Here is a 22,585-nt window from a genome sequence, read left to right on the forward strand (position 1 = left end):
GTGCCTCGACGCTCCCCAGCGGGCCCTACCGGGCTCGCTGAGCCGGTCCGGCTACCCGCCCGTGACTCGCCGCTCCGCCTGGGCGGCGGCGAGGATGAGGTAGCTGCTGGCGGTCCAGGTGTATGCGCGGTCCCGGAGCCCGGCACCGGTTTCGGCGTCGAAGTTCTCCGCGAAGCCGGACTTCTCACACAGCGCGAGGAAGCGTTGACTGATCTCGTCGGCGATCCCGGTGTACCCGGCCCGCCGCAGCCCGTCCTCGACCAGCAGGGTGGAGGGCGCCCAGATCGGGCCCCGCCAGTAGCCGTCGGCGAGGTAGTGGGCCGAGTCGGTCGGCTCGGTGGCCAGCCCGTGCGTGGTCAGGTGGGTTTCGATGCCCCGGGCCAGAGTGGCGGCGACCGGGCCGGGCAGGTCGGCCCCGAGGGTGACGGGCATCAGGTCGAGCAGGCTCCGGCTCGCCCGTCGCCGGCCGGTGTGGGGGCTGCGGGCGGTGAAGCGCTCACCGTCCCACAGGTCCCGCAGCATCGCCGTGCGGATCCGGTCGGCCTCCCGGGTCCACCGGTCGACGGGTTCGCCCAGTTCGGCGGCGAGGTCAGCCAGGCAGCGCAGTTGCGAGACCAGGAACGCGGCGAGGTCGGCGGTCTCGAGGAGCCGGTGGTCGTCGAAGGTGGTGGCGTTGTCCCAGCCGCTGTCGTTGCCGTGCTGGTAGTGCGGCAGGTCGTGCCCGGGGGCCCGGCGCGCGTCGAGCCAGAACCCGGTCCAGCGGGCCAGCCGGTCGTACGTCTGCGCCAGCGCCGCCCGGTCCGGCGGCTCGGGAAGGCGCCGGCGTAGGTGGCGCAGCGCCCAGCCGTGGATCGGCGGTTTGACGTAGTTGTGCAGGACCTCCGAGTGGGTGACCGAGTCGGGCAGGGCGCCGGCCCCGTCCTGGTGATCGAAGGGCAGGTGGAACTGGTGCCAGGCCAGCTCGGGATCGCCGGCCGCCAGGGCGATCGCGTTGAAGCAGTGGTCCCAGCTCCACACCTTGTCCATCCAGTGCTTCGACATCAGGACCGCCGGCCGGGTGACGAAGCCCGCCGGGGCGACGGTGGCCGACCACAGCACGTACGCGGCCAATGCAGCGGACGGGCTGTCGGCGCCGCGCCACGGCGCGACCGCGTCGACGAACGCGCCGAACTCCCTGCTCCGGTCGTGGCACAGTCGGTCGAAGGTGACGGACGTGGGGTACGGCCGGCGGGCGGTCGCGTACTCCTCGATCGCGATCTCCCAGGGCTGGTCGCCGGGTAGGTCCAGGAAACGGTCCGCGCTGCCGAGCGCCTCGACACCCCCGGTCCGGGCAGGAGCACCGGAGAGCACGGTGACCCGGTAGCGGCGCCCGGTCTCGTACGAGGTGAAGACGTGCGCCTGGTCGACCGGATCGACGTAGAGGTAGGTGCCGCTGAACGGGGTGAGGGTGCGGCGGGCCGCGGCCAGCCGCAGGCCGAGCCGCCGACCCCGGATCCGCAGGCTGTCCGGTCCGTCGTAGACAGCGTCGATCCGTCCGGAGCCGGTTCGCCAGGTCAGCAGGGTGGGCGTGGCGACGACCGTGGCGCCGGCGTCCGAGGGGACGAGGCGCAACACCGGGTGCAGTCCGGTCTGGTGCGAGACCAGGTGCAGGTCGTCGGCGTACGTCTTCTCGGCTACCACCGGGGAGATGTTGAGCCAGGAGCCGTAGTAGCTGAACGGGATGTCCTGGATGGAGAACTCCGGACCGGACGGAACGACGGTCATGGGTGGCGGGTGCCTTTCTGGTGCGGGTGGTCAGTCCTTGACGGCGCCGGCAGTGACGCCCGCCGAGACATATCGCTGGGCCAGGACCAGCAGCACGGCGGCGGGGATGGAGGCGACGACGGCGGTCGCCATGATGGCGTTCCACTGCTGGTTGTTGTTGCCGATGTAGTGGTAGATACCGAGGGTGATGGGCTGCTGGTCACCGCCTCCGGCCAGGGTCGAGGCGAAGATGAAGTCCGACCAGGACCACAGGAAGGCGAAGAGCGACACCGTGACGACCGAGTTGCGGCTGACCGGCAGCACGACCGACCAGAAGGTGCGCAGCCGGCCGGCGCCGTCGACCACGGCGGCCTGGATCAGCTCGTCGGGGATCCCGGACATGAAGGCCGTGAAGATCAGGACGGCGAACGGCACCGCGAGTGTCGAGTCGGCCAGGATCAGGCCCGGCAGCGTGTTGAGGACGCCGAGACTGAGGTAGATGGCGTAGAAACCCATCGCCATGATGATGCCCGGGATCATCTGCGCGATCAGCAGCACGAAACTCAGCGCCGGGCCGCCGGGGGGTCGCAGCTTCGCCAACGCGTACCCGGCGGGGGCCGCCACCGCCACGGTCAGCACCACCGTACCGAGACCGACCAGGAAACTGGTGCCGAGGTACGGCAACTGCTGGTCGAGTACGGCCCGGTAACCGTCCAACGTGCCGTCGGTCGGGAACAGGTGCGGGGGATCGGCCCGCATGTCCCGGTCCCGGGTGAAGGACACGTTGATCATCCAGTAGACGGGGAAGAGCATCAGCCCGGTCAGCAGCAGGCCGACGACGGTCTTCCACCAGACCCTGGGCGTGGAGGTGGTCATGGCAGGTGCTGCCTCCGCTGGATCCGGATGTGGACGAGCCCGGCGATCAGGGCCATCACGATGAGCAGGTTGCCGACGGCCGCACCCGGCCCGAACTCGGGCAGCAGGTTGCCGAAGCCGAGTCGGTACGACCAGGTGGCGAGCGTGGCGGAGGAATCGGTCGGGCCTCCCCTCGTCATGATCCAGATGATGTCGAAGACCTTCAGGGTGTAGATCAGCCCGAGCAGCAGCGTGATCGCGGCGACGGGGCGCAGCAGCGGGAGGGTGATCGACCAGAATCGTTGCCGGCTCGTCGCGCCGTCCAGCGCGGACGCCTCGTACACCTCGACCGGGATCGCCTGCAGGCCGCTGTACAGCACGACCAGGTTGAACGGAACGCCGATCCAGACGTTCGCGATGATCACCGACGTGAGCGACCAGCCCGGCGAGGTGAGCCAGTTGACCTGATCGATCCCGACGACGCCCAGCGCGGCGTTGACCAGCCCCGAGTCGCTGTTGAGTAGCCACGACCAGGTCGACGCCGAGACGATCAGCGGCAGCAGCCACGGCACGAGCATCAACGCCCGCAGTGTGCGTGACAGCGGGAAGTGCTGGTGGAAGAAGAGTGCCAGTGCCATGCCGATGGTGAACTGGAAGGCGAGCGACGCGGCGGTGAAGACCAGCGTGTGCGTCAGTGTCGGCCAGAAGGCCGGATCCGCCAGGACCGTACGGTAGTTGTCCAGGCCGGCGAAGGGTGCGCCGCCCTGCACGAACGAGCGAACGGTGTACTCGCGCAGGCTCAACTCGACGTTGCGGTAGAGCGGGTAGGCGTAGAAGGCCAGTAGGTACACGGTCACCGGGCTCAGGAAGCCCCACGCGAGCCATCGGTCGGGCCGGCGGACGCGGGACGGGGGAGGCCCGGGTCGGGCGGCGGTCGCCGCTCCACCCCGGTCCCGTCCGGTGCTGGAGTCAGGTGTGGTGGTGTGCATGCTGTGGGTTCGGCGCGCTTACCTGGTCGAGGCCGCGGCCTGCGCGGCGGTCAGCGCCTCCTGCGGTGACTTCCCGCCGCTGAGGGCCGCCTGCACCGCCGTCCAGAGCGATTCGGAGATCTTCGGGTACCTCGTGCCGAGGTTGTCACCGGTGCGGCCCTTGGCCGCCCGGACCGCCTCCACCCAGACCTTGAGTTTCGGGTCCGTGGCCAGCTGCCGTTCCTGGACGGCGGCCACCGGCGCGACGTAGGAGAGTGTGGTGTCGGTGGTGAGGAGGTTGTCGGCGTTGGTCAGGCAGGCGACCAGTTTCTGCGATGTCGCGTACCGGTCGGTTTTCTGCTGCACCGGGATGGAGACGAACTCGCCGCCGGTGGGCGCCGGCGCCGGTCCGCCCGCGCGCGCCGGGATCGGGATGGTGCCGTACGCGAAGTCGAGCTTTTCCGCGTTGGCCAACTGCCAGGTGCCGTTCTCGGCGAACGCGTAGTCACCGGTGGCGAACTCCTGCCAGCTCGTGGTCTGGGTGTTGTTGATGACCGAGTTCGGTGCGTGGCCCTGGTTGAGCCAGTCGGTCCAGAGCGTCAGGGCGGACACCGCCTGTGGCGAGTCCAGACTGGTCAGCTCCGCTCCGGCCCCCCAGAACCAGGGCAGGAACTGGAAACTCCCCTCCTCGGTGCCGATCGCGGAGAAGGTGATGCCCTTCTTGCCCTTGGTCTTGACCTTGGTCAGCGCCGTGGTCAGCGACGTCCAGTCCGTGACCGAGGCCGGATCGACGCCAGCGGCGGTCAACAGGTCCTTGTTGTAGTAGAGGGCGAGGGTGTTCGCCCCGATCGGCACCCCGTACGTCTTGCCGTCGCGCTGGCCGGCGCCGAGCAGGTTGGTTTCCATGGCCGAGACGTCCAGCCCGTTCTCCTCGGTGGTGGTGAGCGCGCCGGCCTCGGCCAGTGTCGAGATCACCGGGTTGTCCACGATCAGCACGTCCGGCGAGTTCCCCTGTTGGGCGGCGAGCAGCGCCCTGGTGGTCAGGTCGGTGGTGTCGTAGCCGGTGCGTTCGACCGTCACTCCCGCCGAGGTACCACATCTGGTGAGTAGGGCGACCCAGTCGGAGTCGTCGGCGAACTGCGGGTACGGGTCCCAGACGAGGTAGGCGGTGCCGCCGGAGGGGCCCTCGGCGGACGACGAGCAGGCGGCGCCCGCCACCGCGGTGAGTGTTGTCACGGCGACGACGGCCAGACGCCGTCGACGACTGAGTCCGGTCATCGGTGCCTCACTTCAAGTCGATCGTCAGGTGGGGTGTGGGGTGGTGACCGTCGCGGGCCGAACGTGGTCCGGCCATGAGGCGAACCGATTCGGCGAATCGGTTCGCACGAAGATAGGACCGTCCATGCTCGCCGGTCAAGGGGTGATCAGCTATGTCCACGTGCTGCTGGGAAACGTCACCTTCACCCCACTGTCACTTCATTGACATGCTTCAGCATCCGGTCCTACGATCCCTTGCGAATCGATTCGCAAGCGCAGCCTCCGGAGAGCGTCCCCGCGCCCCACCAAGGAGCCGCCCGTGAAAACCCCGTCCCGCGGCAGGCCAGGACGAGTCCGTGCGCTCGTCGCCCGACCCCTGGTCGGCCTGCTCGCCGCCGCCACCGCCGCAATTGTCGCCGCGCCTTCCGCCCAGGCCGCCGACGAGTCGATCAGCGTCAACTTCGCCACGACCAACGGCACGCCGACCTACCGCGCGTCCGGCTGGATCTACGGCATGACCGAGAACGCCAGCGGTCCGGCCGACCACTTCTACCGGGATGTCAAGTTCCAGTACATGCGCGCGGGTGGCGCGCAACTCGCGGGCAGTGGCTGGGTCGGCGGGACCTACGACCGCCGCTGGAACTCCACCCTCGCCCAGGCGCGTCGGACCGTCGCCCTCGGCGGCCAGTTCATCCTGCTGCCGCACGATCTGTGGGGCGCCGACGGTGCCGGCATCTCCCGCTTCCCCGGGGACAACGGCAACTGGACCGACTACGACAACTTCCTGACCCGGCTCATCAACGACGTCCGGGCGTCCGGGCTGAGCGTGCAGTGGGACATCTGGAACGAGCCCAACATCACCATCTTCTGGAACCGCCCGATCCCCCAGTACCTCGAACTGTGGCGCCGCACCTACCAGCGCATCCGGGCGGAGTTCCCCAACCAGCTCATCGTCGGGCCGAGCTGCGCCTGCGTACCGTCGACCACGCACACCTTCTGGAACCAGTACCTGGACTTCGTCCGCTCGACCAACACGGTGCCGGACATCATCAGCTGGCACTCGTTGCCGGGTGACCCGGTCGCCAACGTCGCCGCCGCCAACGCCACCCTCGACCCGCGCGGTATCGCCCACCCCCGGCCGTACCAGATCAACGAGTACGGCGCGCCCGAGGAGCAGAACCCCGCCGACGGCGCCTGGTACATCTCCCGGCTGGAGCGCGCCCGCGCGGACGGTCTACGAGCCAACTGGGCCGGCGGTGGCAACCTGCACAACGACCTCGGCAACCTGCTGGTCCGTAACTCGGCCGGCCAGCACCAGCCCAAGGGCGAGTGGTGGGCCTACCGTTACTACGCCTCCCAGACCGGGCAGATCGCGGCCGTGACCGCCAGTCCGTCGTACGACGCGTTCGCCACGAAGGCGAACGGTGTGGCGAAGGTCCTGGTCGGTGGTGGGCGTACCACCGGGAACCTGACCGTCAACCTGCAACGTCTGGACACGACCAGCGGCATCGTGCAGAACAACCAGGTACGGGTGCTCACCCAGCGCATCCCCTACAACGGCGGCGGTGCTGTGCAAGGGCCGATCACCGTCTCGAACAGCGTGGTCGGCGTCTCCAACAACAACGTCACCGTGACCCTGCCGTACCCCAACCAGACCGACACCTACACCGTCACCCTGCTGCCCCCCTCCGACGGCGGCTTCCAGTCGGTGGCGGTGGCCCAGCATTCCCAGCAGTGCCTGGACAACCCCGGCCTGAGCACCGCCGACGGTACCGTCCAACAGCAGTACTACTGCGAGGGCGGCGACCAGCAGCTCTGGAACTTCCGCCCGGTCGCCGGTGTGGCCAACACGTACACGGTGGTCAACCAGCAGAGCGGCAAGTGCCTCGACGTCAGCGGCGTGTCCACCGCCGACGGCGCGGTCGTGCACCAGTGGACCTGCCACAACGGCCTCAACCAGCAGTTCACCCTCCGCAGGGTGACCTATCCCGGCAACGACTCGCACGACTACCAACTCGTCGCCCGGCACAGCGGCAAGTGCGTCGATGTCAGCACGGTCTCCACGGCGGCCCGGGCCCCGGTCCACCAGTGGACCTGCAACGCGACCGGCCAGGCCAGCCCGCTGAACCAGACCTGGCGAATCCTGGGGCGGTAGGGCGTCACGGGGAACGGACGCGCTGGCCGTCGACCGGACGGCCGGCGCGCCTCCCCGCGGCGACAGTCCGGCGACCGCCACGCGTCGACCCGGCCGTCACCACCACCGCCGAGCACGTCGAAAGCCCGCACACCTCCACGACTCCGAGGAGCCCTCCCGTGCGTAACCCGTCCTCCGGTGGGCCAGGAACAGCCCACCCCCCGGCCCCGAGACACCACCGCACCCGACGTCTGACCGGCCTGGCCGTTCTGCTGGTCGGCCTGCTCGTCAGCGTCGGCGCCACACCTGGTACCCCACCTGCCACCGCCGAGGCCGCGGCGCCCGTGTCGGCGGCCGCCATCGTGGTGGGGCAGAGCACCACGATCGTCGGTACCCCGTCCGGTCGCTGCGTCGACGTTCCCAACGCCAGCACCGCCAACGGCAGCCAGACCCAGCTCTGGGACTGTCACGGCGGTGCCGGCCAGACCTGGACCTGGACGGCGAGCAGGCAGCTCACGGTGTACGGCAACAAGTGCCTGGACGCGTCCGGTCAGGGCACCGCAAACGGCACGCTGGCGATCATCTGGGACTGCAACGGCCAGACCAACCAGCAGTGGAACGTCAACAGCAACGGCACCATCACCGGTGTGCAGTCCGGGCTGTGCCTCGACGCCAGCGGCTACGGCACCACCAACGGCACCAGAATCCACCTCTGGGCCTGCCACGGCGGCGCCAACCAGCAGTGGACCTCACCGACCACCCCGCCGCCGACCGGAACGCGTCCGTGCGACATCTACGCCTCCGGCGGCACCCCGTGCATCGCGGCGCACAGCACGACACGGGCGCTCTACGCGGCGTACGCCGGCAACCTCTACCAGGTCCGACGGTCCTCGGACAACACGACCCGCGACATCGGGCTCCTGAGTGCGGGAGGTACCGCCAACGCGGCGACGCAGGACTCGTTCTGCGCCGGCACGACCTGCGTGATCACCGTCATCTTCGACCAGTCCGGACGCGGGAACGACCTCTGGTACCAGGGTTCGAGCGTGGTGCCGGGCTCACCGCAGAGCAAGCCGGCGATCGCGACGTCGGAGTCCCTGACCGTGGGCGGCGCGAAGGCGTACTCGCTCTACATCAACCCCGGCAACAGTTACTGGCGCGACGGACACCTGACCGGAGTGCCGACCGGCGCCGCTCCCGAGGGCATGTACATGGTGACCAGCGGGACCCACGTCAACAGCGGCTGCTGCTTCGACTACGGCAACAGCGAGACGACAAGGAAGGCCGACGCCGCCGGGGCGATGGACGCCATCAACTTCGGCACGCAGTGCTGGTTCGGCGGCTGCTCCGGCACCGGCCCCTGGGTGCAGGCGGATCTGGAGTGGGGCCTGTTTCCTGGCGGAAGCAGTTCCTGGAACCCGAACCAGCGGGCCTTCACCAGCAAGTTCGTGACTGCCACGCTGAAGAACAACGGTACGACCCGCTTCGCGATCAAGGGTAGCAACGCGCAGTCCGGCAGCCTCTACACCCTCTGGGACGGGTCACTCCCGCCGGGATACAGCCCGATGAAGAAACAGGGCGCGATCGTCCTGGGCAGCGGCGGGGATTGCTGCAAGCCCGACGGCGGCGCGAACCTGAGCGCCGGCACCTTCTACGAAGGGGCCATGGTCACCGGCTATCCGTCCGACGCGACCGAGAACGCGGTGCAGGCCAACGTGGTGTCCGCCGGCTATCGCTGACGCCGACCATCGACAGGGTATGACGTGTGGCCTCGTGAGGAGTCGGTTACGCGCCCGGGCTACTGGCCCGAGCGGCGCGACGTCTGTCAGCGGTCCGCCGAGGCCGTCCTGTCCGGCGTCGCGCCTGGGTGGACCCGCGGTGCCGGTCCCTCCAACGGCGTACGTCCGGGCGCCCGGATGCCGTCGAGCAGAATGGTGACGATCCGACGCCAGCCGTCCGGTCCGGCGTCGACGCCGAGGCAGTGGTCGGTGTCCAGCGCCGCACGTGAACAGATCAGGATGTCCTGCCAGGTGACGTCGTCCCGGAGCGCACCGGCGGCGCGGGCCCGCTCGGTCAACCGCATGACGGCGTCCTGGAGAGCGGCGGTCCGCTCCGCGAGTTCGGGTGACTCCTGCTTGTACTCGGCGGTGTATTCGGCCAGTCCCCGGCTGTCCCGGTGCGCCCCGGCCAGCTCCATCACGAACTCCGCCAACCCGTCCCACGGATCAGGGCGCTCCATGCACGCCCGCGCGACATCGCACATCTCGTCGTAGAGGCCGATCACGACGGCGTTGAGGAGTGCCTCCTTGGTGCCGAAGCGTCGGTACAGCGTGCCCACTCCGACGCCCGCAGCCGTCGCGATGTCGAGCGCCGAGACGTCGAGGCCCCGGGAGGCGATCGCCTCCCGGGTCGCGATGATCAGCTGGCGGCGGTTGCGTCGCGCGTCCGCGCGGCCGCCGGGTTCGGTCTTTAGCGGCGCCGTGGTGCTCGGTGGGGTTTCGTCGTGCCGCGTGCCCGTACGGGGGTCAGGCGCGGTGTCCAGGTCAGGCATCGGGGGTCCAGTTCTCCAGCGGGTCCATCCGCAGCCGGGTCAGCAGCAACGTGTCGATCAGCCAGCGCCCGTCGACCTTCCGATAGGTCTCCCGGTACTGGCCGTAGCCATTGTGGCCCTGGGGGGCGTTTTCTCCCACCGGGAAGGTCAGCAGATCCTCCATCGCCCAGATCCCGGAGGCGGTGTCCGGCCCGGTGATCTCGATCTCCGGCCTGTGCGCGTGGTGGACCGACGGTGCGGCGCCGGTTAGGTCGCGGATCGTGTACGCGAACTCCTCCGGCGACTTCCAGCTGACGCCGTCGGTCACGAGCCTGGCATCGGGGGTGAACAGTGCGGCCAGCTCGTCGTGCTTCTTCTCGTCCACGAGGCGGAAGTAGCGGGCCTTCAGCTTCTTGATGCTCGCGATCGCTTCCAGCGCGTCCAGCCGCCGGAGCATCTCGTCGAGATCACTCATGGCTGAGCCTCCTAGCCTGTCCGGTGGTCGACCGGTGGCTGGTCCGCCGTTGAACCAGTGGCCGCAGGGCGCCTGGTAGTCGTCTCCACATGCAGTCTAACGCAATCGGACGGCAAGCGTCCGATTGATTGCTGAGCCGGCCTGTAGGCGGACGACTATCGTCCTGTTGCGCTACCCTGTAGAAGCGGACGACCCTCGTCCGAGGGGCGTTGTCCGGAGTCGAGTGGTTGTCTCTCCTTCTCCTCCGGGAAGCGACCACCTCCCTACAGACCCTTCCCGGAGGGAAGAAGACCATGCGCGTCGACATCTGGTCGGACATCTCCTGCCCGTGGTGCTTCGTCGGCAAGGCTCGCTTCACAAGGCGCTCGCCGCGTTCCCACACCGGACCCGGGTCGAGGTGGTGCACCGCTCCTTCGAGCTCGACCCCCGGCTGACCCAGACCCACCGGACAACCAGTGCGGCTCACGCCAAGAAGTACGGCATGACCCCGGCCCAGGCCAGAGCGGCGGAGGAGAACATCGCGGGCATCGCCAGGAAGGAGGGCCTCGGCTACCTCGTCGACTTCCGGGACGACGGCAACACCTTCGACCTGCACCGGCTGCTGCACCTGGCCGCCTCCGAGGGGGTGGAGGACAACCTGCTGACCCTGTTCTACGAGGGCAACTTCGCCGCGGAGCGCAGCATCTACGACCCCGAGCACCAGGTCGGACTCGCCGTCCGGGCCTGGCGCGAACGCCAACCCGAACTGACCATTCTCGGCGCGGACGACCAGACCGGATGTGACGCGGACGGCGCCTGTGCGCTGCCGGGCGCGGACGGCACCACGGTGCGGTCTGGCACCCACTGACCGGTCCCGGGACGGGCCGGCGTCGGCGTGACCTGCATCCGCACCACGAAGGTCGAGCACGTCGCGAAGAGATTGGGCCCGCTCGGCGGCTACCGGGCGGCGGCCAGCACGGCGCGCCACGGATGCTCCGGGTTGACCAACAACAGCGCGTCCTCGAGCCACCGCCGCCGGGCGACGTCGAGCAGTGGCAGCACCATCCGGAAGTCGACCTCGTCCTTGTCCCGGGTCTGCTTGGCCTTGAACAGCAGCACGATCTCCGGGGCCAGGTACGGGACGCCGTCCACGCCGTGTTCGACGATCTCGGCGTACGGCCGGCGGATCCGCTCGTCCCGGCGGTAGATCCAGGTGTCACCGTCGTGTGGTTCGCGGAACACGTCGCACCGCCACCGGCCGGTTGCCCGTTCCAGGGCCCAGGTCTGGTGACTGGCCTCGAGCGTGGCGGCGGTGGCCGGGACGATGTCCCCGTCGTACGGAACGTGGAAGTCGCAGTCGGCGAACCGCGCTGCCAGGTCGCCGAACCGGGCCGCCGGTACGGCGATCTCCAGGTCGGCGTGTCTCCGGGTCGGGGCGCCGACAAAGAGGTCGAGTGCCCAGCCGGCCGCGACGTACCAGGGAAACTCGAGGCCGGCGAGGCGACCGGCCAGCAGCCGGGGGTGCCACGCGTCCCAGGCGTCGAGGTTGGGTGGCATCCGCCCACCGTAATCGTCGGCCTGATCGCCCAGCCACTGGTCTGGCGTGGGTAGCGCGGGATCCTTCGCCGTGCGAATTGGGGATGGATGGTCGAATTCGTTTCCGGCACCCACTGGCTGTCTTCTTCGGGCGTTTCCGGCGACGATTGTCCGGAGCACCGAAACAACTGGTGATCCGGCGTGGAATGCGCCGATAGTCCTGTGCTTCGTACGGTCTGCCGCCAGCCGGTCGTTCTGGGCTGCCTGCGTCACCTCGTCAGGGGAGTCCCAGTTGCCGGCTTGTCCCCAGCCTGCCGGTTCTGGCCCGCCGGACAGCCGTAGTACGGGTCGGGGCGCTCCTGCGTCGCCCGTCCCGAGCCGTGCTCGCCTGCGCCGGCTGTGTCGTCTGGCCGGCCACGCCTGGTTTGGATCCTGCAGCCGGTATTGCGATTTGCTGTGCCATTCCGGTCCTTTTTCCGATGGGCCTTCAACCGAATCGTGTGCTTCATTCGCATAAGCCTGCCTTGCTGCGATTAGCGCCGTACCGTGATTTTCAGTGCTGCAACGACGTGTAGCCCTCCGCGCCCGGGTTGGTGCGGTCGTGTCTTCTGCGAAAGGCAGGGAGACTTGATGTCCGAGTTCCGAGGGAGCAGTCACGGAGATTCCGAGCGCCGGAAGGAGGCGCGGTTACCGCGTCGACGGTCCCGGTGGATCCTCACCGGAGGTCTCGTGGCTGGAACCCTGGTGGTGGGAGCGGCCGGGCTGTCCGGCGCCTCCATCGCGGCCGAGAAGAAGTCGGATGGCGCACACCGCGACGTGACGTCGGTGCCCTGTGACTCGGCCAAACTGATCGCCGCGCTTGTCCGCGCCGACGCCGAGGGGGGCGGCACGCTCGAACTCGCGCGGAAGTGCACCTACAAGCTCAGCACCCCGAAGGGCGACCACCGCGGTGGCGACGCGGGGTACGGGCAGGACGGCCAGCACGGCGGGGAGAGCGGCCAACCGAAGGGCCCGAACAGCGGTCCGGACGGCGCCGACGCCGCTGCGGGTGCCGTTAAGGCCGGCCCGAACAACGAGCAGCAGGGTCGGCAGGGCGAGCCGGGCGAACGTCCGGCGCCGGTCCCGGGACCCTCCGCCGACCAGGGCAAAGGCAAGCAGGGTGCGCCCAGTGGCAAGCAGGGCCAGAGCAGTGGCAAGCAGGGCCCGACCGGCGCCCAGCCGGGCGGGAGCGCCGCGCCGGGCGGCGGTCCGAGCAGTGCTCCCGGCAGTGCACCGGGTGGCGGCCAGAACACCGGGCAGAGCACCGGCCCGAACAGTGGTCCGGACAGCGGCCCGGACGGTCAGGTCACCGGCCAGGGGCCCGGCCAGGAGGTCAACCTGCCGGACGACAAGAACCTGTTACCGGTTATCAAGCACCCGATCACCATCAAGGGGAACGGGGCGACCCTGACCCGTGACCCGAACGCCAAGGAGTTCCGGTTCTTCACCGTCGTCAACGGCGGGGAACTGGAACTGGTCGACATCACCCTCGACAACGGCCGGGCCGAGTTGGGCGGCGCGCTCTGGGTCGAACACGGTGGCAGCGCGGTCGTCACGCGTACCACGTTCTCGCGGAACACCGCGCTCGCGGTCAAGGACGGCGGCGGTGGCGCGGTCTTCAACGACGGCCACATGACGATCACCGAGAGCGAGTTCCGGGACAACAGCGCCGCCGGAGCCGAGGGCCAGGGTGGCGGCATGCTCAACGGCGGCGTGCTGAGCATACGGAAGACCGAGTTCGTCAAGAACAGCGCTGGCGGGATCGGTGGCGGCCTGGCCAACTTCCGGGGTGCGGCCGACGTCACCGAGACGACCTTCGCCGACAACAATGCCGGTGAGGGCGGCGGGCTCGCCAGTTCCTCGGCCCGGACAAAGGTCTGGGACACCAAGGTCATCGGCAACACCGCGAAGATCGGCGGCGGCCTCTCCGTCCGCGACGCCACGCTCGACCTGCGCAACCTGACCGTCACCCACAACACCTCGACGGTGGACGGTGGCGGCATCTCCAGTGTCCAGGCGCTGCTCGTGGTCAACGACAGCACCGTCACCAACAACACCACCCGGGGCGACGGTGGCGGGATCTTCGCCGAGAAGTCGAACGTCTTCGTACGCTGGACCGAGGTCAGCCGCAACAAGGCGGTCGGACCCGAGTCCCGGGGCGGCGGTGTCTACGCCGAGGCCGGCCAGCTGAGCGTGGTGAAGAGCAGGATCACCGAGAACAGCTCCACCAAGGAACCGGGTGGACTCTTCGCCAAGAACGTCCGGCTCGAACTCGACGCGGAGACCGTGATCGTCAAGAACCGGCCGACCGACTGCGGGCCGACCGGGTCCGGGGCGATTCTCTCCGCCAACTGCCAGCAGCAGAAGCACGGTCAGCAGAGCGGATGGGACCAGTAGTCGGCCCTGACGGACCACCCTGCCGGGCGCACCCGCCCCGCCAGCTCCGGGTCACCACGACCCGAGCGGGAGGGACCGGGTGCGTCCGGTTGTCCGCCGCGCCGACGGCCGGCCCGGCCTGGGCAGATCGGGCCGAGGCCGGGTCAGGCCGGGCTCAGGTCAGGTCGGGCTCGGTCAGCTCACCGAGCCAGCCACCGACCGCGTCGGCGTGCTCGGGCGCCACCGGTGCCGGACCACCCAGCGCGCGCTCCCACTCCGGCGAGGTCGCCCCGCGCAGCGCCCGCTGCCAGGTCAACGCCCGACCCACCTTGCCGACCCGCAGCGCGAGCCGGACCGAGCGGACCAGGCCGGCACGGTCCCGCAGGTCGGTCCAGGGTTCCAGGTACGCGTCCCGCAGCCGGGCCAGTTCCGGCCCGCCCGGAGCGAACCCGAACCGGTACGCCGCCACGTTCAGCGTCACAAGCAGACTGCTGAACGGATGCGCCAGACAGGCGTCACCCCAGTCGAAGAACCGGAGCCGGGCGTCGGCACCCCCGCCCCCGCCCACGAAGACGTTGCCGTCGTGCAGGTCGTCGTGCTGCAACGACGCCGGCAGTCCGTCGGCGGCGAGTTCGGCACACCAGCGGTCGTACCGCTCGGAGAGCCGGGCCAGGGCGGCGCGTCGCTCCGGGGCGAGCGTCACCGTCGGGTCGGCCAGCAGGCCCACCAGCGCGGCCGACATCCGCGCCGGGCGCAGATCCGGCAGACCGAGCCCGAGCAGCCGGTCCACGTACGGCACCGTCCGCCGCTGCAGTTCCGCGTACGTCCGCAGCAGGTCCACCCAGCGGGCCGGGTCGGGCGGATCCGCCGTCACCTCCCGCAGCGTCGGCCCGCCGTCCGGACTGAGCAGCCAACCCCGGGGCAGGTCCACCGCCAGCGGCGCCACCACATGGTCGGGCGCCCAGTCGGCGAGCGCCTCGACCACGGCCGCCTCGAAACCGTTGGTGGGTACGTTGGCCTTGAACCAGACCCGGCCGGCGGTGGTGTCGACCCGGCGCACGATGGACCAGGCCCGGACCCGGACGTTCTCGACTGGGCCGGTGGCGGCGAGGCCGCGCGCGGCCAGTTCGTCCAGCATCCAGGCGTCGCTCTCGGCCTGCCAGCCGGGATCCAGTTGTTCCCCGGTCGGTACGTCAGTCAGCACCCGGCCACGCTAACCCTGGTCACCGCCCTCGCCCACCGGTTTTGCCCGGCGTCGGGGTGGCCGACGGTCTCGCCACCCACGCCGATCGTTCGAGTCGGTACTGTGGACATCGACCGCTACCATGACCGGACCATCGGTCTGTTCACGGGGCGCGGGCCGGCGGTGGCACGACTTCACGGGGCGTCCCGCCACCGCTGAGGACGCTGATGTCACTCAATCTGCTGAAACGCGCCGGCGTGGCCGTCGTGCTGCTCGGGGCCACCGTCCTGGCCGGTGCGCCACCCGCCGTGGCCGCCGCCACCGGCACCATCGCCGGCCACGTCACCACAGCCGCCGGTGCGCCCTCCGCCGGCACCACCGTCCGGCTCTACCCGGAGGAGAACGAGGAGCCGCTCGCCGAAACCGAGACCGACGCGGCGGGTGCCTACCGGTTCGACGATCTGGCCGCGGAGTCGTACGTCCTCGCCTTCGACCCGCCGGACGGACCCGACCAGTTCCACCACCAGAAGTTGGACATCTGGGAAGCGGACAAGGTCGCGGTCACCGAGGGTGCGCTGACCACTGTGGACGAGCAGCTGCTGCCGACCGGGGTGATCACCGGACGGATCCGGAACGCCGCCGGCAACGGCGTGCCCGACCTGCGAATCATCGCCACCTCCGCCGACTACCCGGCCACCGAGACCGACACGACCGACGCCGACGGGCAGTACCGGATCGTCGTCCCGGCCGGTCCGCACTTCGTCTCCTTTCAGCCGACAGCCGAGGTGGACCAGTTGCAGTACGTGCCCGGCAAGCTCGAGCGGGCGGGCGCCACGCGGTTCGAGGTGCCGGCCGGGGGTGAGGTCGTCGCCGACGACACCGCGCTCCGCACCGGTTCCCTCACCGGGCGCCTGACCACCGGCGACGGGGAGCCCGTGGTCGACGCCTGGGTCCACGCCAGCAACGCCGCCGGTACCAACGGCGACGGTGCCTACACCGACGAGGAGGGCGAGTTCAGCATCCCCCGGCTGCTCGCCGGGACGTACCGGGTCGCCTTCCTGTACACCGACGAGGACGTGCAGTACTACCGGGGCGCGCTCGACGCGGCGGACGCCGACCCGGTCGTGGTGCAGGCCGAGCAGGAAACGAGGATCACCGACAGCCTGGTCGCGAACGGCGCCGTCCGGGTCCGCGCCGTGGACGCCGACACGGGTACGACCATCGCCGACTTCTGCGTCGAGGAGCAGTGCAGCGACGGCACCGGCAGCCTGACCATCAGCAGTCTCCCGGCGGAGCCGCAGCGGTTCCAGGTCACCGTCCCCGGCGGCGGTTACTTCCCCGCGTCGACCGGGCCGGTCACCCCGGTGCCGGGCGAGACGGTCGAGGTCACCGTCAAGCTCCAGCGGATCGCCCGGATCACCACCACGGTCGTCGACCGGGCGACCGGGCAGCCGGTTGCCGGGGTCTGCCTGGTCGCGGTGCCGCTGCGGGACCCCCGGCTGCCCGACCCCGGCGCCTACCGGAACTGCTCGGACAGCACCGGCAGGGCGGTCGTCGACTGGCTCCGGCCCGGGTCGTACACGCTGTTCGCCGACCCGGTGAACGCCGCCGGTCACGGCCGGCAGTGGGTCGGGTCCGGCGGCGGCACCGGTGACCAGCGGGCGGCGGCGGTCGTCCGGGTCGACGGCGGCGCCACCGTCACCGGCCCCACCGTCCGGCTCGACCCGGCCGGCACGATCACCGGTCGGGTCACCGACCGGGGGACCGGGGCACCGGTCGCCGGGATCAACATCCACCTGTTCGGCTACCACCCGGAGGAGGGGCAGGCGGCCGGGTGGACCGGTACCGACGGCCGCTACCAGGTGACCGGGCTCGGCCCGTACACCTGGCCGCTCTTCTTCCACCGGTCGGGCCTGGCCGGACAGTGGTCCGGTGGGGTGCCGGACCGGCACGACGCCGCCCGGGTCCGGGTCACCGCCGGCGGGACCAGCAGCTACGACCATCCGATGCGGGCCGGTGTCGAGGTCCGTGGCGACCTGCGTGACCAGGACGGCCAGCCGATCTACCTCGACTACCTGCTGGTGCACAACTACGACAGCGGCGACGTGCTCGGGTACGCCGAGGCGATCGACGGCCGGTACCGGCTGCCGGTGCTGGGCAAGCAGCGGATCTTCTTCAGCTACAGCCTCTACCGGGGTGGCGAGTTCTACACCGGCCCGCACACCCAGTGTGCGTCGACCGACCCGGCCGGTACGGACCAGTCGAGGCCGACGGCGTACCAGGTGCCGAGGTCCGGCACCCTGACCGCCAACCTCGTCGTCTGCACCGACTGACCGACGGATGACGAGGGGCCGGCGGCATGTTGTCCGCCGGCCCCTCCCCGAGACTTCTCGGGGTCGGTTGACCACCTTCGACAGCTGTGGTCGCGGTGGGTGCCGGGCGAGACTCGGCGGTATGCAGAAGATCCCACGTCGATGGTGGTGGACCGTGTCGGCGGCGATTCTGGCGGTCCCGGTGCTGGTCGTCGCGCCGTCCGCCGCCGCCCGGACGCCCCAGCCGGCACCCGACGACACCACGGTCGCCACCTCCGTACCGTTCCGGCCACGGTTGCCGGCGCCGACCGGCCCGTACCCGGTCGGCACCACGGAACTGCACCTGGTCGACCACGACCGCGCCGATCCCTGGGTGGCCGACCGGCCCAGGGAACTGATGATCAGCCTCTGGTAGCCGGCGGCGCGGCCCGGAGCGGATCGTCGGCTCGGTGCGGGCGTACCTGGCCGCCTTCCTCGACCAGCAGCTTCGGGACCGGCCGCAGCCGCTGTTGCGTGACCCGTCGCCCCGACACCCGGACGTCACCTTCATCCGACCCTGACCGGGGGCCTCAGCGGGTCGGCGACCCTGGCCGCCGGCCCGCTGGTTAGGCTGCCGACGGGCCCGAAAAGGCGGGGCGGATCGGAGGGAGTCGTGGTGGCGGCCACGTCCAGGCAGACGGAACGACGCCTCGTCGCCTCGAACAAGAAGGCGCGGCACGACTACACGATCCTCAAGACGTACGAGGCCGGGCTGGTGCTGCGCGGCACCGAGGTGAAGTCGCTGCGGGCCGGGCAGGCCTCCCTGGTCGACGCCTTCGCCCAGGAGCGGGACGGCGAACTCTGGCTCTACGGGCTGCACATCGCCGAGTACGCGTACGGCACCTGGACGAACCACCAGCCGCGTCGGATGCGGAAGCTGCTGCTGCGGCGAGTGGAGATCAACAAGATCCTGGACCGGATCCGGGACCCCGGCCTGACCCTGGTGCCCCTGTCGCTCTACTTCGAGAACGGCTGGGCGAAGGTCGAGGTCGGCATCGGTCGGGGCAAACGCTCCTACGACAAGCGGCAGGCGCTGGCCGAGCGGGACGCGCAGCGGGAGATCGCCCGGGAGATGGGTCGCCACCTCAAGGGCATGCCCCGCTGATCAGACCGGTTCGCCCGGGGTGCGCGGCCCGACCCCGCTCCCCGGTGTCGTCGACCGGCGGCGGAGCCGGCCGTCGGTGGTGAGGGACGGACCGGCCAACTGGGGCAGGTAGTGCCGGAAGAAGACGTCCGCCACCAGGTCCCGGCGACTCCGTACGCCGGTCTTGTCGAAGATCGCCTTCAGGTGGTCCTGCACGGTGTGCGTCGACAGGTGCAGCGCGGTGGCGATCTCGGTCGTCGACCGGCCCAACAGGACCTGCTGGGTGACCTCCCGTTCCCGTGGGGTCAGCGCGTACGCGTCGAGGATGAGGGCGACGAGTTCTCCGGGCTGGGACCGGCCGATGGAGATCGTGGTGCCGCCGGATTTCCCGGCGGTGCCGATGTCGCGCCAGGCGTGCAGGGTGACCCAGGCGCCGGAGCGGGTACGGCCCCGCGATGTGCTGACCGTGCCCGGGGGCCGGGTACGGGCGTGGGTGACCAGGGCGGAGACGGTGTGCGGCAGCCGGCCCGGCGGGTGCGTCTCGGCGAGTTCGTCGAGCCACCGCCGCGCGGTCGGGCTCGTGGTGACCACGGTGTGCTCGTCGTCGACCGTGATGACCCCTGGCGCGTCGGCGACCTGTCCGTTGTCGATACCCCCGACCAGCAGCGAACGCCGGAGCGCCGCGGTCGCCGGAACGGCCAGGCTCGCCGCGACGCGTACCTCCTGTTCGGTGAAGCCGGGACTGCGCCGGGACCGGCACATCACCAGCAGCCCCCAGGTACGGCCGCCCTCGCGCAGCAGCACGCGCAGCTCGTCCGCCAGTCGCAGCGGGGCCAGGATCTCCCGGTAGTACCGGCTGCTCTCCGGGCTTCCGCCGGTCGAGGCGCTGAGCAGACTGGTCGCCGCCGGTCGGCGGACCAGGGAGCGCAGGCTGTCGACGTCGTCCTGCTCGGCGTGCTCGATCTCGAACAGTCGGGGCATCACCTCGGCCGGGAAGCCGTGCTGGTGCTCGCCCCCGGTGTCGAGCAGGGTCGCCGGGTCGACGACGACTCCACACCAGACGTCGGCGGGTACCCTGGCCAGCAGCGTCTCGGCGGTGCGGTTGAGCACGCCCAGGGTGTCGGTCGTCTCGGCCAACGACCGACGCAGTTCGTGGGCGGCCTGGACCGACCCGGGGGGTGGCGGCATGGCGCCAGGCTAGCGATTCCCCAGGAATCTGGGATTTACCCGTACGCGCAGACCTACCTACCGTGACGGTCAGCGGTGGGGGGAGGACGCGGTGGACCAGAACGCTGTTGTCCCGGTCGAGATGGACGAGTACGACCGTAGGGCGTGGGACCAGGTGCAGGCGTGGAAGGAACGGCGCCTACGACGGCGGGCCCGGAGGTGGGTGCCGCACCGGGTCCGCGAGCGGGTCACAGCGGTCGGCGCGAGGGTCAGGGACGGGGTGCGGGCGATGCCGGGGGCCGCCCGGTTCGACGTGATCTTCTCCGAGGCTCTTGAGGGGCTCTCCCAGCACGGCTCGCACCTGGCGGTGGCCTCGCTGCGGACCGAGGCGATCCTGCGGGCGCACCGTGCCGCCGGGCACGAGGTGCGTCAGCTCGCCGACATCCGTCAGCTACGGCTCTCCGAGATCGACCAGGTGAAGCCGAACCTCGCCCTGGCGTACGCGACCGCCGGCACGGTCGAGGGAGCCGGCGCCGGGTTGGCGGTCACCGGCGGCGAACTGCTCACCGTCACCGGTGCCGGCCCGGCGCTGGTGATCGGCGCGGTGGTGGCCGACGTGGCGGTGATGCTGATGGGCGGCCTCCGACTGGTGGCGCACACCGCCGCGTACTACGGCTACGACACGTCGTCTGAGGACGAGATGGCGGTGGCGCTCGGCATCCTGGGTGTCGGCACCGCGGTCGGGACGGCGAACAAGGTGGCGGCGTACCGCGAGCTGAGCCTGGTGACCCAGCGGATGCTGCAGCACCGGGGCGCGAAGCGGGTGTGGGAGACGCTGACCGGCCGGGCCATCCTGCCGAAGAGTCCGGTCACCGAACTCGTGACCCGGGTGCTCAAACAGTTCGGGTTCAAGGTCACCACCCGCAACGTGCAGAAGCTGGTGCCGATGGTCGGTGTCGCCATCGGCGCCGGCCAGAACGCGCTGATCCTCCATCGGGTCGCGGAGAGCGCGGACCGGCTGTACCGCGAGCGCTGGCTGCGGGAACGCTACGAACTCGAGGTGGACGTACCGGACCCGGTCGAGGGTGGGGAGGCGGTCTCCATCGTCGAGATCATGGACGGACAGCGGGACCGGCCCGACAGTGCCTGACGAGGTCGACATGGACCGGACCGTTCCCGCCCCGCGCGACGTACTCCTCGCGATCGGCGTCAACCGTGTGCCCGGCATGCCGGGAGTGTCGGTGCTGCGGTACGCCGAGGCGGACGCGCACGCGCTCGCCGGCGCCTTCCGGGCCCGGGGCTTCCCGGCCGACCGCGTGGTGACCCTGACCGGTGACCGGGCCACGTCGACCGGCATCACGGGGTGGCTCGCCGAACTACCGCGACGCTTCCCAGACCTGGGCCCCGGCGACCGGGTCTGGCTCTCGTTCAGTGGCCACGGGATCACCGGTTCGGACGGCCGCACCCACCTGCTGGTGCACGACACGCACGGTGATCCTCGGCACGTACCGGAGTGTTCGGTCGCCGTCGAACTGGTCGCCAACCTGCTGCGGGGCGGGACCGTCGCCGACCGGATCCTGCTGCTCGACGCCTGCCGCAACGAGCTACGGCCGCTGCTGAAGTCGGGCCTGACCGGGCCTGCGGTGGGGCTGGACCACCTCCGGCTGCACCGTCATCCGGGTCTGGCGATCTTCTCCGGCTGTGTCGAGGGCGGCGTCTCGTACGAGAGCCCACGCCACCGCATGGGCCTGTTCACCGCCGCGCTCGTCGCCATCCTCGGCGGCGACGACCTGCCGGTGACCGTCGCCGACCTGGAAGCCCGGCTGCTGGACCGGGTGCCCCGGGAAGCGAGACGGCTGGGTCCCCGCTGCTACCAGCAGCCGAGTCTGCGTGCCGAACCGCACTGGCGGGCGGCGGCGACACTACTCTTCCCGCACCTGCTCACCCCGGAGGACGTACGGGCGTTGCGGCACCGTGCCACGAGGGTTCCGGCCCAGACCGCCGCCGCGTTGTGGCAGGCGTTGAGCCGGCTCGACCCGGCCGGGGCACAGCCCGGGGACGCCGAGTTCGCCACACTCGTCGACCGGACCACCCTGACCGGTGCCGACCGCTCCGGAAGCGAGCTGGAACTGGGCCGCCTCGCCGACCTGCTGCGTGCCGGGAACTGGCGGGACGCCGACCGCGAGACGGCCCGCCTCCTGATGGTGGCGGCCGGCCGGGACCCGGACCGGACCGGGAACCACATGATCACTCTGGCCCAGGTCGCCACCCTGCGCTGGGCCGACCTGCACGCCCTCGACGACCTCTGGATGCGGCACAGCGACGGCCGGTTCGGGCTCACCCCCCAACTGCAGCAGCTGCACCGGGTGGACGGCGACATCGCCCGGTTCGCCGACGCGGTCGGCTGGCGCCGGTCCCGCTGGATCTTCTATTCGGAGGCGAAGTGGCACTCCGGGGCGCCGCCGGGACATCTGCCGATCATCGGACCGGTCGGCGGAATCAAGCCGAACCAGCCGATCCCGCACCTGAGACAGGCGGGTGCCGGGTACGCCTCACTGGGGCGGGTTCCGTACCAGGCCGTCCGCTTCTACCGCACTCCCGGTCTGGTGGAGCGGGAAACCGCCGACATCACCGTCGACGCCCGGTTCGGCTGGGCGGAGTACAACCGGCTCGCGGTCATCGCCCTGGGCGACATCTACGCCTCCGTCGGCCGGGGCCGGCTCGGCGCGTACCGCAGCGTCTGGGAATCACCGCTGCGCCAGCTGGTCACGAACTACACCCAGCTGCTGTCGGTCGTCTGGGCGGTCAACCGGGTGCCGCTGCTCCACCACTACCGCGACCTCGCCCGGGCCGGCGGGACAGCGGGTTCGGGGCCCGGTGTGGCCGGGGACGGGTAGCGGGTGCCGGA

At 70.5% G+C, this 22,585-nt stretch carries 18 protein-coding genes; 9 read left to right on the plus strand and 9 right to left on the minus strand.

The window, feature by feature from the left end:
- Positions 1-51: 51 nt before the first annotated feature.
- The 4 genes from ABGB21_RS20660 to ABGB21_RS20675 all read right to left on the minus strand — a co-directional run bounded on the left by ABGB21_RS20660 (position 52) and on the right by ABGB21_RS20675 (position 4,844).
- Positions 52-1,764, minus strand: coding sequence for a trehalase family glycosidase (locus tag ABGB21_RS20660; RefSeq protein WP_347679063.1), 1,713 nt, complete (start codon positions 1,762-1,764; stop codon positions 52-54).
- A 30-nt stretch (positions 1,765-1,794) separates the two neighbouring features.
- Positions 1,795-2,619: a carbohydrate ABC transporter permease gene (locus tag ABGB21_RS20665; RefSeq protein WP_347657650.1), complete on the minus strand. Its 825-nt coding sequence runs from the start codon at positions 2,617-2,619 to the stop codon at positions 1,795-1,797.
- Positions 2,616-3,455 (minus strand): sugar ABC transporter permease, encoded by an 840-nt coding sequence (locus ABGB21_RS20670; RefSeq protein WP_347657651.1) that lies wholly within the window; start codon positions 3,453-3,455, stop codon positions 2,616-2,618. The genes ABGB21_RS20665 and ABGB21_RS20670 overlap by 4 nt, the downstream gene beginning before the upstream one ends.
- Before the next feature lie 150 nt (positions 3,456-3,605).
- Positions 3,606-4,844, minus strand: a complete 1,239-nt coding sequence (locus ABGB21_RS20675) for an extracellular solute-binding protein (RefSeq protein ID WP_347657652.1) — start codon at positions 4,842-4,844, stop codon at positions 3,606-3,608.
- Between the two features lie 298 nt (positions 4,845-5,142).
- Between ABGB21_RS20675 and ABGB21_RS20680 the strand changes: the two genes are divergently transcribed.
- The gene (locus tag ABGB21_RS20680; RefSeq protein WP_347657653.1) at positions 5,143-6,978 is read left to right on the plus strand and encodes an RICIN domain-containing protein; all 1,836 of its coding nucleotides are present in this window, start codon (positions 5,143-5,145) and stop codon (positions 6,976-6,978) included.
- A gap of 158 nt (positions 6,979-7,136) precedes the next feature.
- On the plus strand, positions 7,137-8,696 hold the full coding sequence (locus ABGB21_RS20685) for an arabinofuranosidase catalytic domain-containing protein (protein WP_347657654.1): 1,560 nt from the start codon (positions 7,137-7,139) through the stop codon (positions 8,694-8,696).
- An 86-nt stretch (positions 8,697-8,782) separates the two neighbouring features.
- Here ABGB21_RS20685 and ABGB21_RS20690 read toward each other — a convergent pair whose 3' ends face one another.
- Positions 8,783-9,508 carry a TetR/AcrR family transcriptional regulator gene (locus ABGB21_RS20690; protein WP_347679065.1) on the minus strand — a complete coding sequence of 242 codons (726 nt, stop codon included), beginning with the start codon at positions 9,506-9,508 and terminating at the stop codon, positions 8,783-8,785.
- On the minus strand, positions 9,501-9,962 hold the full coding sequence (locus ABGB21_RS20695; protein ID WP_347679067.1) for a nuclear transport factor 2 family protein: 462 nt from the start codon (positions 9,960-9,962) through the stop codon (positions 9,501-9,503). The genes ABGB21_RS20690 and ABGB21_RS20695 overlap by 8 nt, the downstream gene beginning before the upstream one ends.
- 331 nt (positions 9,963-10,293) lie before the next feature.
- Between ABGB21_RS20695 and ABGB21_RS20700 the strand changes: the two genes are divergently transcribed.
- A complete protein-coding gene (locus tag ABGB21_RS20700; RefSeq protein WP_347679069.1) occupies positions 10,294-10,809 on the plus strand; it encodes a DsbA family protein in 516 nt (171 codons plus the stop codon).
- 89 nt (positions 10,810-10,898) lie between these two features.
- On the opposite strand, the gene ABGB21_RS20705 is transcribed toward ABGB21_RS20700, so the two are convergent.
- Positions 10,899-11,498: a hypothetical protein gene (locus tag ABGB21_RS20705; RefSeq protein ID WP_347657658.1), complete on the minus strand. Its 600-nt coding sequence runs from the start codon at positions 11,496-11,498 to the stop codon at positions 10,899-10,901.
- Between the two features lie 708 nt (positions 11,499-12,206).
- On the opposite strand from ABGB21_RS20705, the gene ABGB21_RS20710 reads away from it, so the two are divergent.
- Entirely contained in the window at positions 12,207-13,913 is a 1,707-nt protein-coding gene (locus ABGB21_RS20710) for a hypothetical protein (protein ID WP_347679071.1), read from the plus strand.
- Between the two features lie 154 nt (positions 13,914-14,067).
- Here the strand turns inward: ABGB21_RS20710 and ABGB21_RS20715 are convergent, their stop codons facing one another.
- Positions 14,068-15,096, minus strand: a complete 1,029-nt coding sequence (locus tag ABGB21_RS20715) for an aminoglycoside phosphotransferase family protein (protein WP_347679073.1) — start codon at positions 15,094-15,096, stop codon at positions 14,068-14,070.
- 206 nt (positions 15,097-15,302) lie between these two features.
- Here ABGB21_RS20715 and ABGB21_RS20720 point away from each other — a divergent pair, with 206 nt between their 5' ends.
- The 3 genes from ABGB21_RS20720 (at position 15,303) to smpB (ending at position 18,531) form a co-directional block, all read left to right on the plus strand.
- Positions 15,303-17,408 (plus strand): carboxypeptidase regulatory-like domain-containing protein, encoded by a 2,106-nt coding sequence (locus ABGB21_RS20720; RefSeq protein WP_347657661.1) that lies wholly within the window; start codon positions 15,303-15,305, stop codon positions 17,406-17,408.
- 121 nt (positions 17,409-17,529) lie between these two features.
- Entirely contained in the window at positions 17,530-17,802 is a 273-nt protein-coding gene (locus tag ABGB21_RS20725; RefSeq protein ID WP_347679075.1) for a hypothetical protein, read from the plus strand.
- 240 nt (positions 17,803-18,042) lie between these two features.
- On the plus strand, positions 18,043-18,531 hold the full coding sequence (gene smpB, locus ABGB21_RS20730) for an SsrA-binding protein SmpB (protein ID WP_347657663.1): 489 nt from the start codon (positions 18,043-18,045) through the stop codon (positions 18,529-18,531).
- Here the strand turns inward: smpB and ABGB21_RS20735 are convergent, their stop codons facing one another.
- Positions 18,532-19,698, minus strand: coding sequence for a helix-turn-helix transcriptional regulator (locus ABGB21_RS20735; protein WP_347657664.1), 1,167 nt, complete (start codon positions 19,696-19,698; stop codon positions 18,532-18,534).
- A 91-nt stretch (positions 19,699-19,789) separates the two neighbouring features.
- On the opposite strand from ABGB21_RS20735, the gene ABGB21_RS20740 reads away from it, so the two are divergent.
- Together ABGB21_RS20740 and ABGB21_RS20745 are read left to right on the plus strand one after the other, a co-directional pair.
- Positions 19,790-20,827, plus strand: a complete 1,038-nt coding sequence (locus ABGB21_RS20740; RefSeq protein ID WP_347679077.1) for an EcsC family protein — start codon at positions 19,790-19,792, stop codon at positions 20,825-20,827.
- Between the two features lie 10 nt (positions 20,828-20,837).
- Positions 20,838-22,574, plus strand: a complete 1,737-nt coding sequence (locus ABGB21_RS20745) for a GUN4 domain-containing protein (protein WP_347679079.1) — start codon at positions 20,838-20,840, stop codon at positions 22,572-22,574.
- The last annotated feature ends 11 nt before the right edge of the window (positions 22,575-22,585 follow it).

It is taken from the genome of Plantactinospora sp. B24E8, assembly GCF_039871735.1.
In the GTDB taxonomy this organism is placed as follows: domain Bacteria; phylum Actinomycetota; class Actinomycetes; order Mycobacteriales; family Micromonosporaceae; genus Plantactinospora.

Excerpts from the sequence above, each read along its gene's own strand:
- ABGB21_RS20705 (WP_347657658.1), bottom strand. The coding sequence starts at position 11,498 with ATGCCACCCAACCTCGACGCCTGGGACGCGTGGCACCCCCGGCTGCTG.
- ABGB21_RS20745 (WP_347679079.1), top strand. The coding sequence starts at position 20,838 with ATGGACCGGACCGTTCCCGCCCCGCGCGACGTACTCCTCGCGATCGGC.
- ABGB21_RS20695 (WP_347679067.1), bottom strand. The coding sequence starts at position 9,962 with ATGAGTGATCTCGACGAGATGCTCCGGCGGCTGGACGCGCTGGAAGCG.
- ABGB21_RS20720 (WP_347657661.1), top strand. The coding sequence starts at position 15,303 with ATGTCACTCAATCTGCTGAAACGCGCCGGCGTGGCCGTCGTGCTGCTC.
- ABGB21_RS20660 (WP_347679063.1), bottom strand. The coding sequence starts at position 1,764 with ATGACCGTCGTTCCGTCCGGTCCGGAGTTCTCCATCCAGGACATCCCG.
- ABGB21_RS20690 (WP_347679065.1), bottom strand. The coding sequence starts at position 9,508 with ATGCCTGACCTGGACACCGCGCCTGACCCCCGTACGGGCACGCGGCAC.
- ABGB21_RS20735 (WP_347657664.1), bottom strand. The coding sequence starts at position 19,698 with ATGCCGCCACCCCCCGGGTCGGTCCAGGCCGCCCACGAACTGCGTCGG.
- ABGB21_RS20675 (WP_347657652.1), bottom strand. The coding sequence starts at position 4,844 with ATGACCGGACTCAGTCGTCGACGGCGTCTGGCCGTCGTCGCCGTGACA.
- ABGB21_RS20725 (WP_347679075.1), top strand. The coding sequence starts at position 17,530 with ATGCAGAAGATCCCACGTCGATGGTGGTGGACCGTGTCGGCGGCGATT.
- ABGB21_RS20665 (WP_347657650.1), bottom strand. The coding sequence starts at position 2,619 with ATGACCACCTCCACGCCCAGGGTCTGGTGGAAGACCGTCGTCGGCCTG.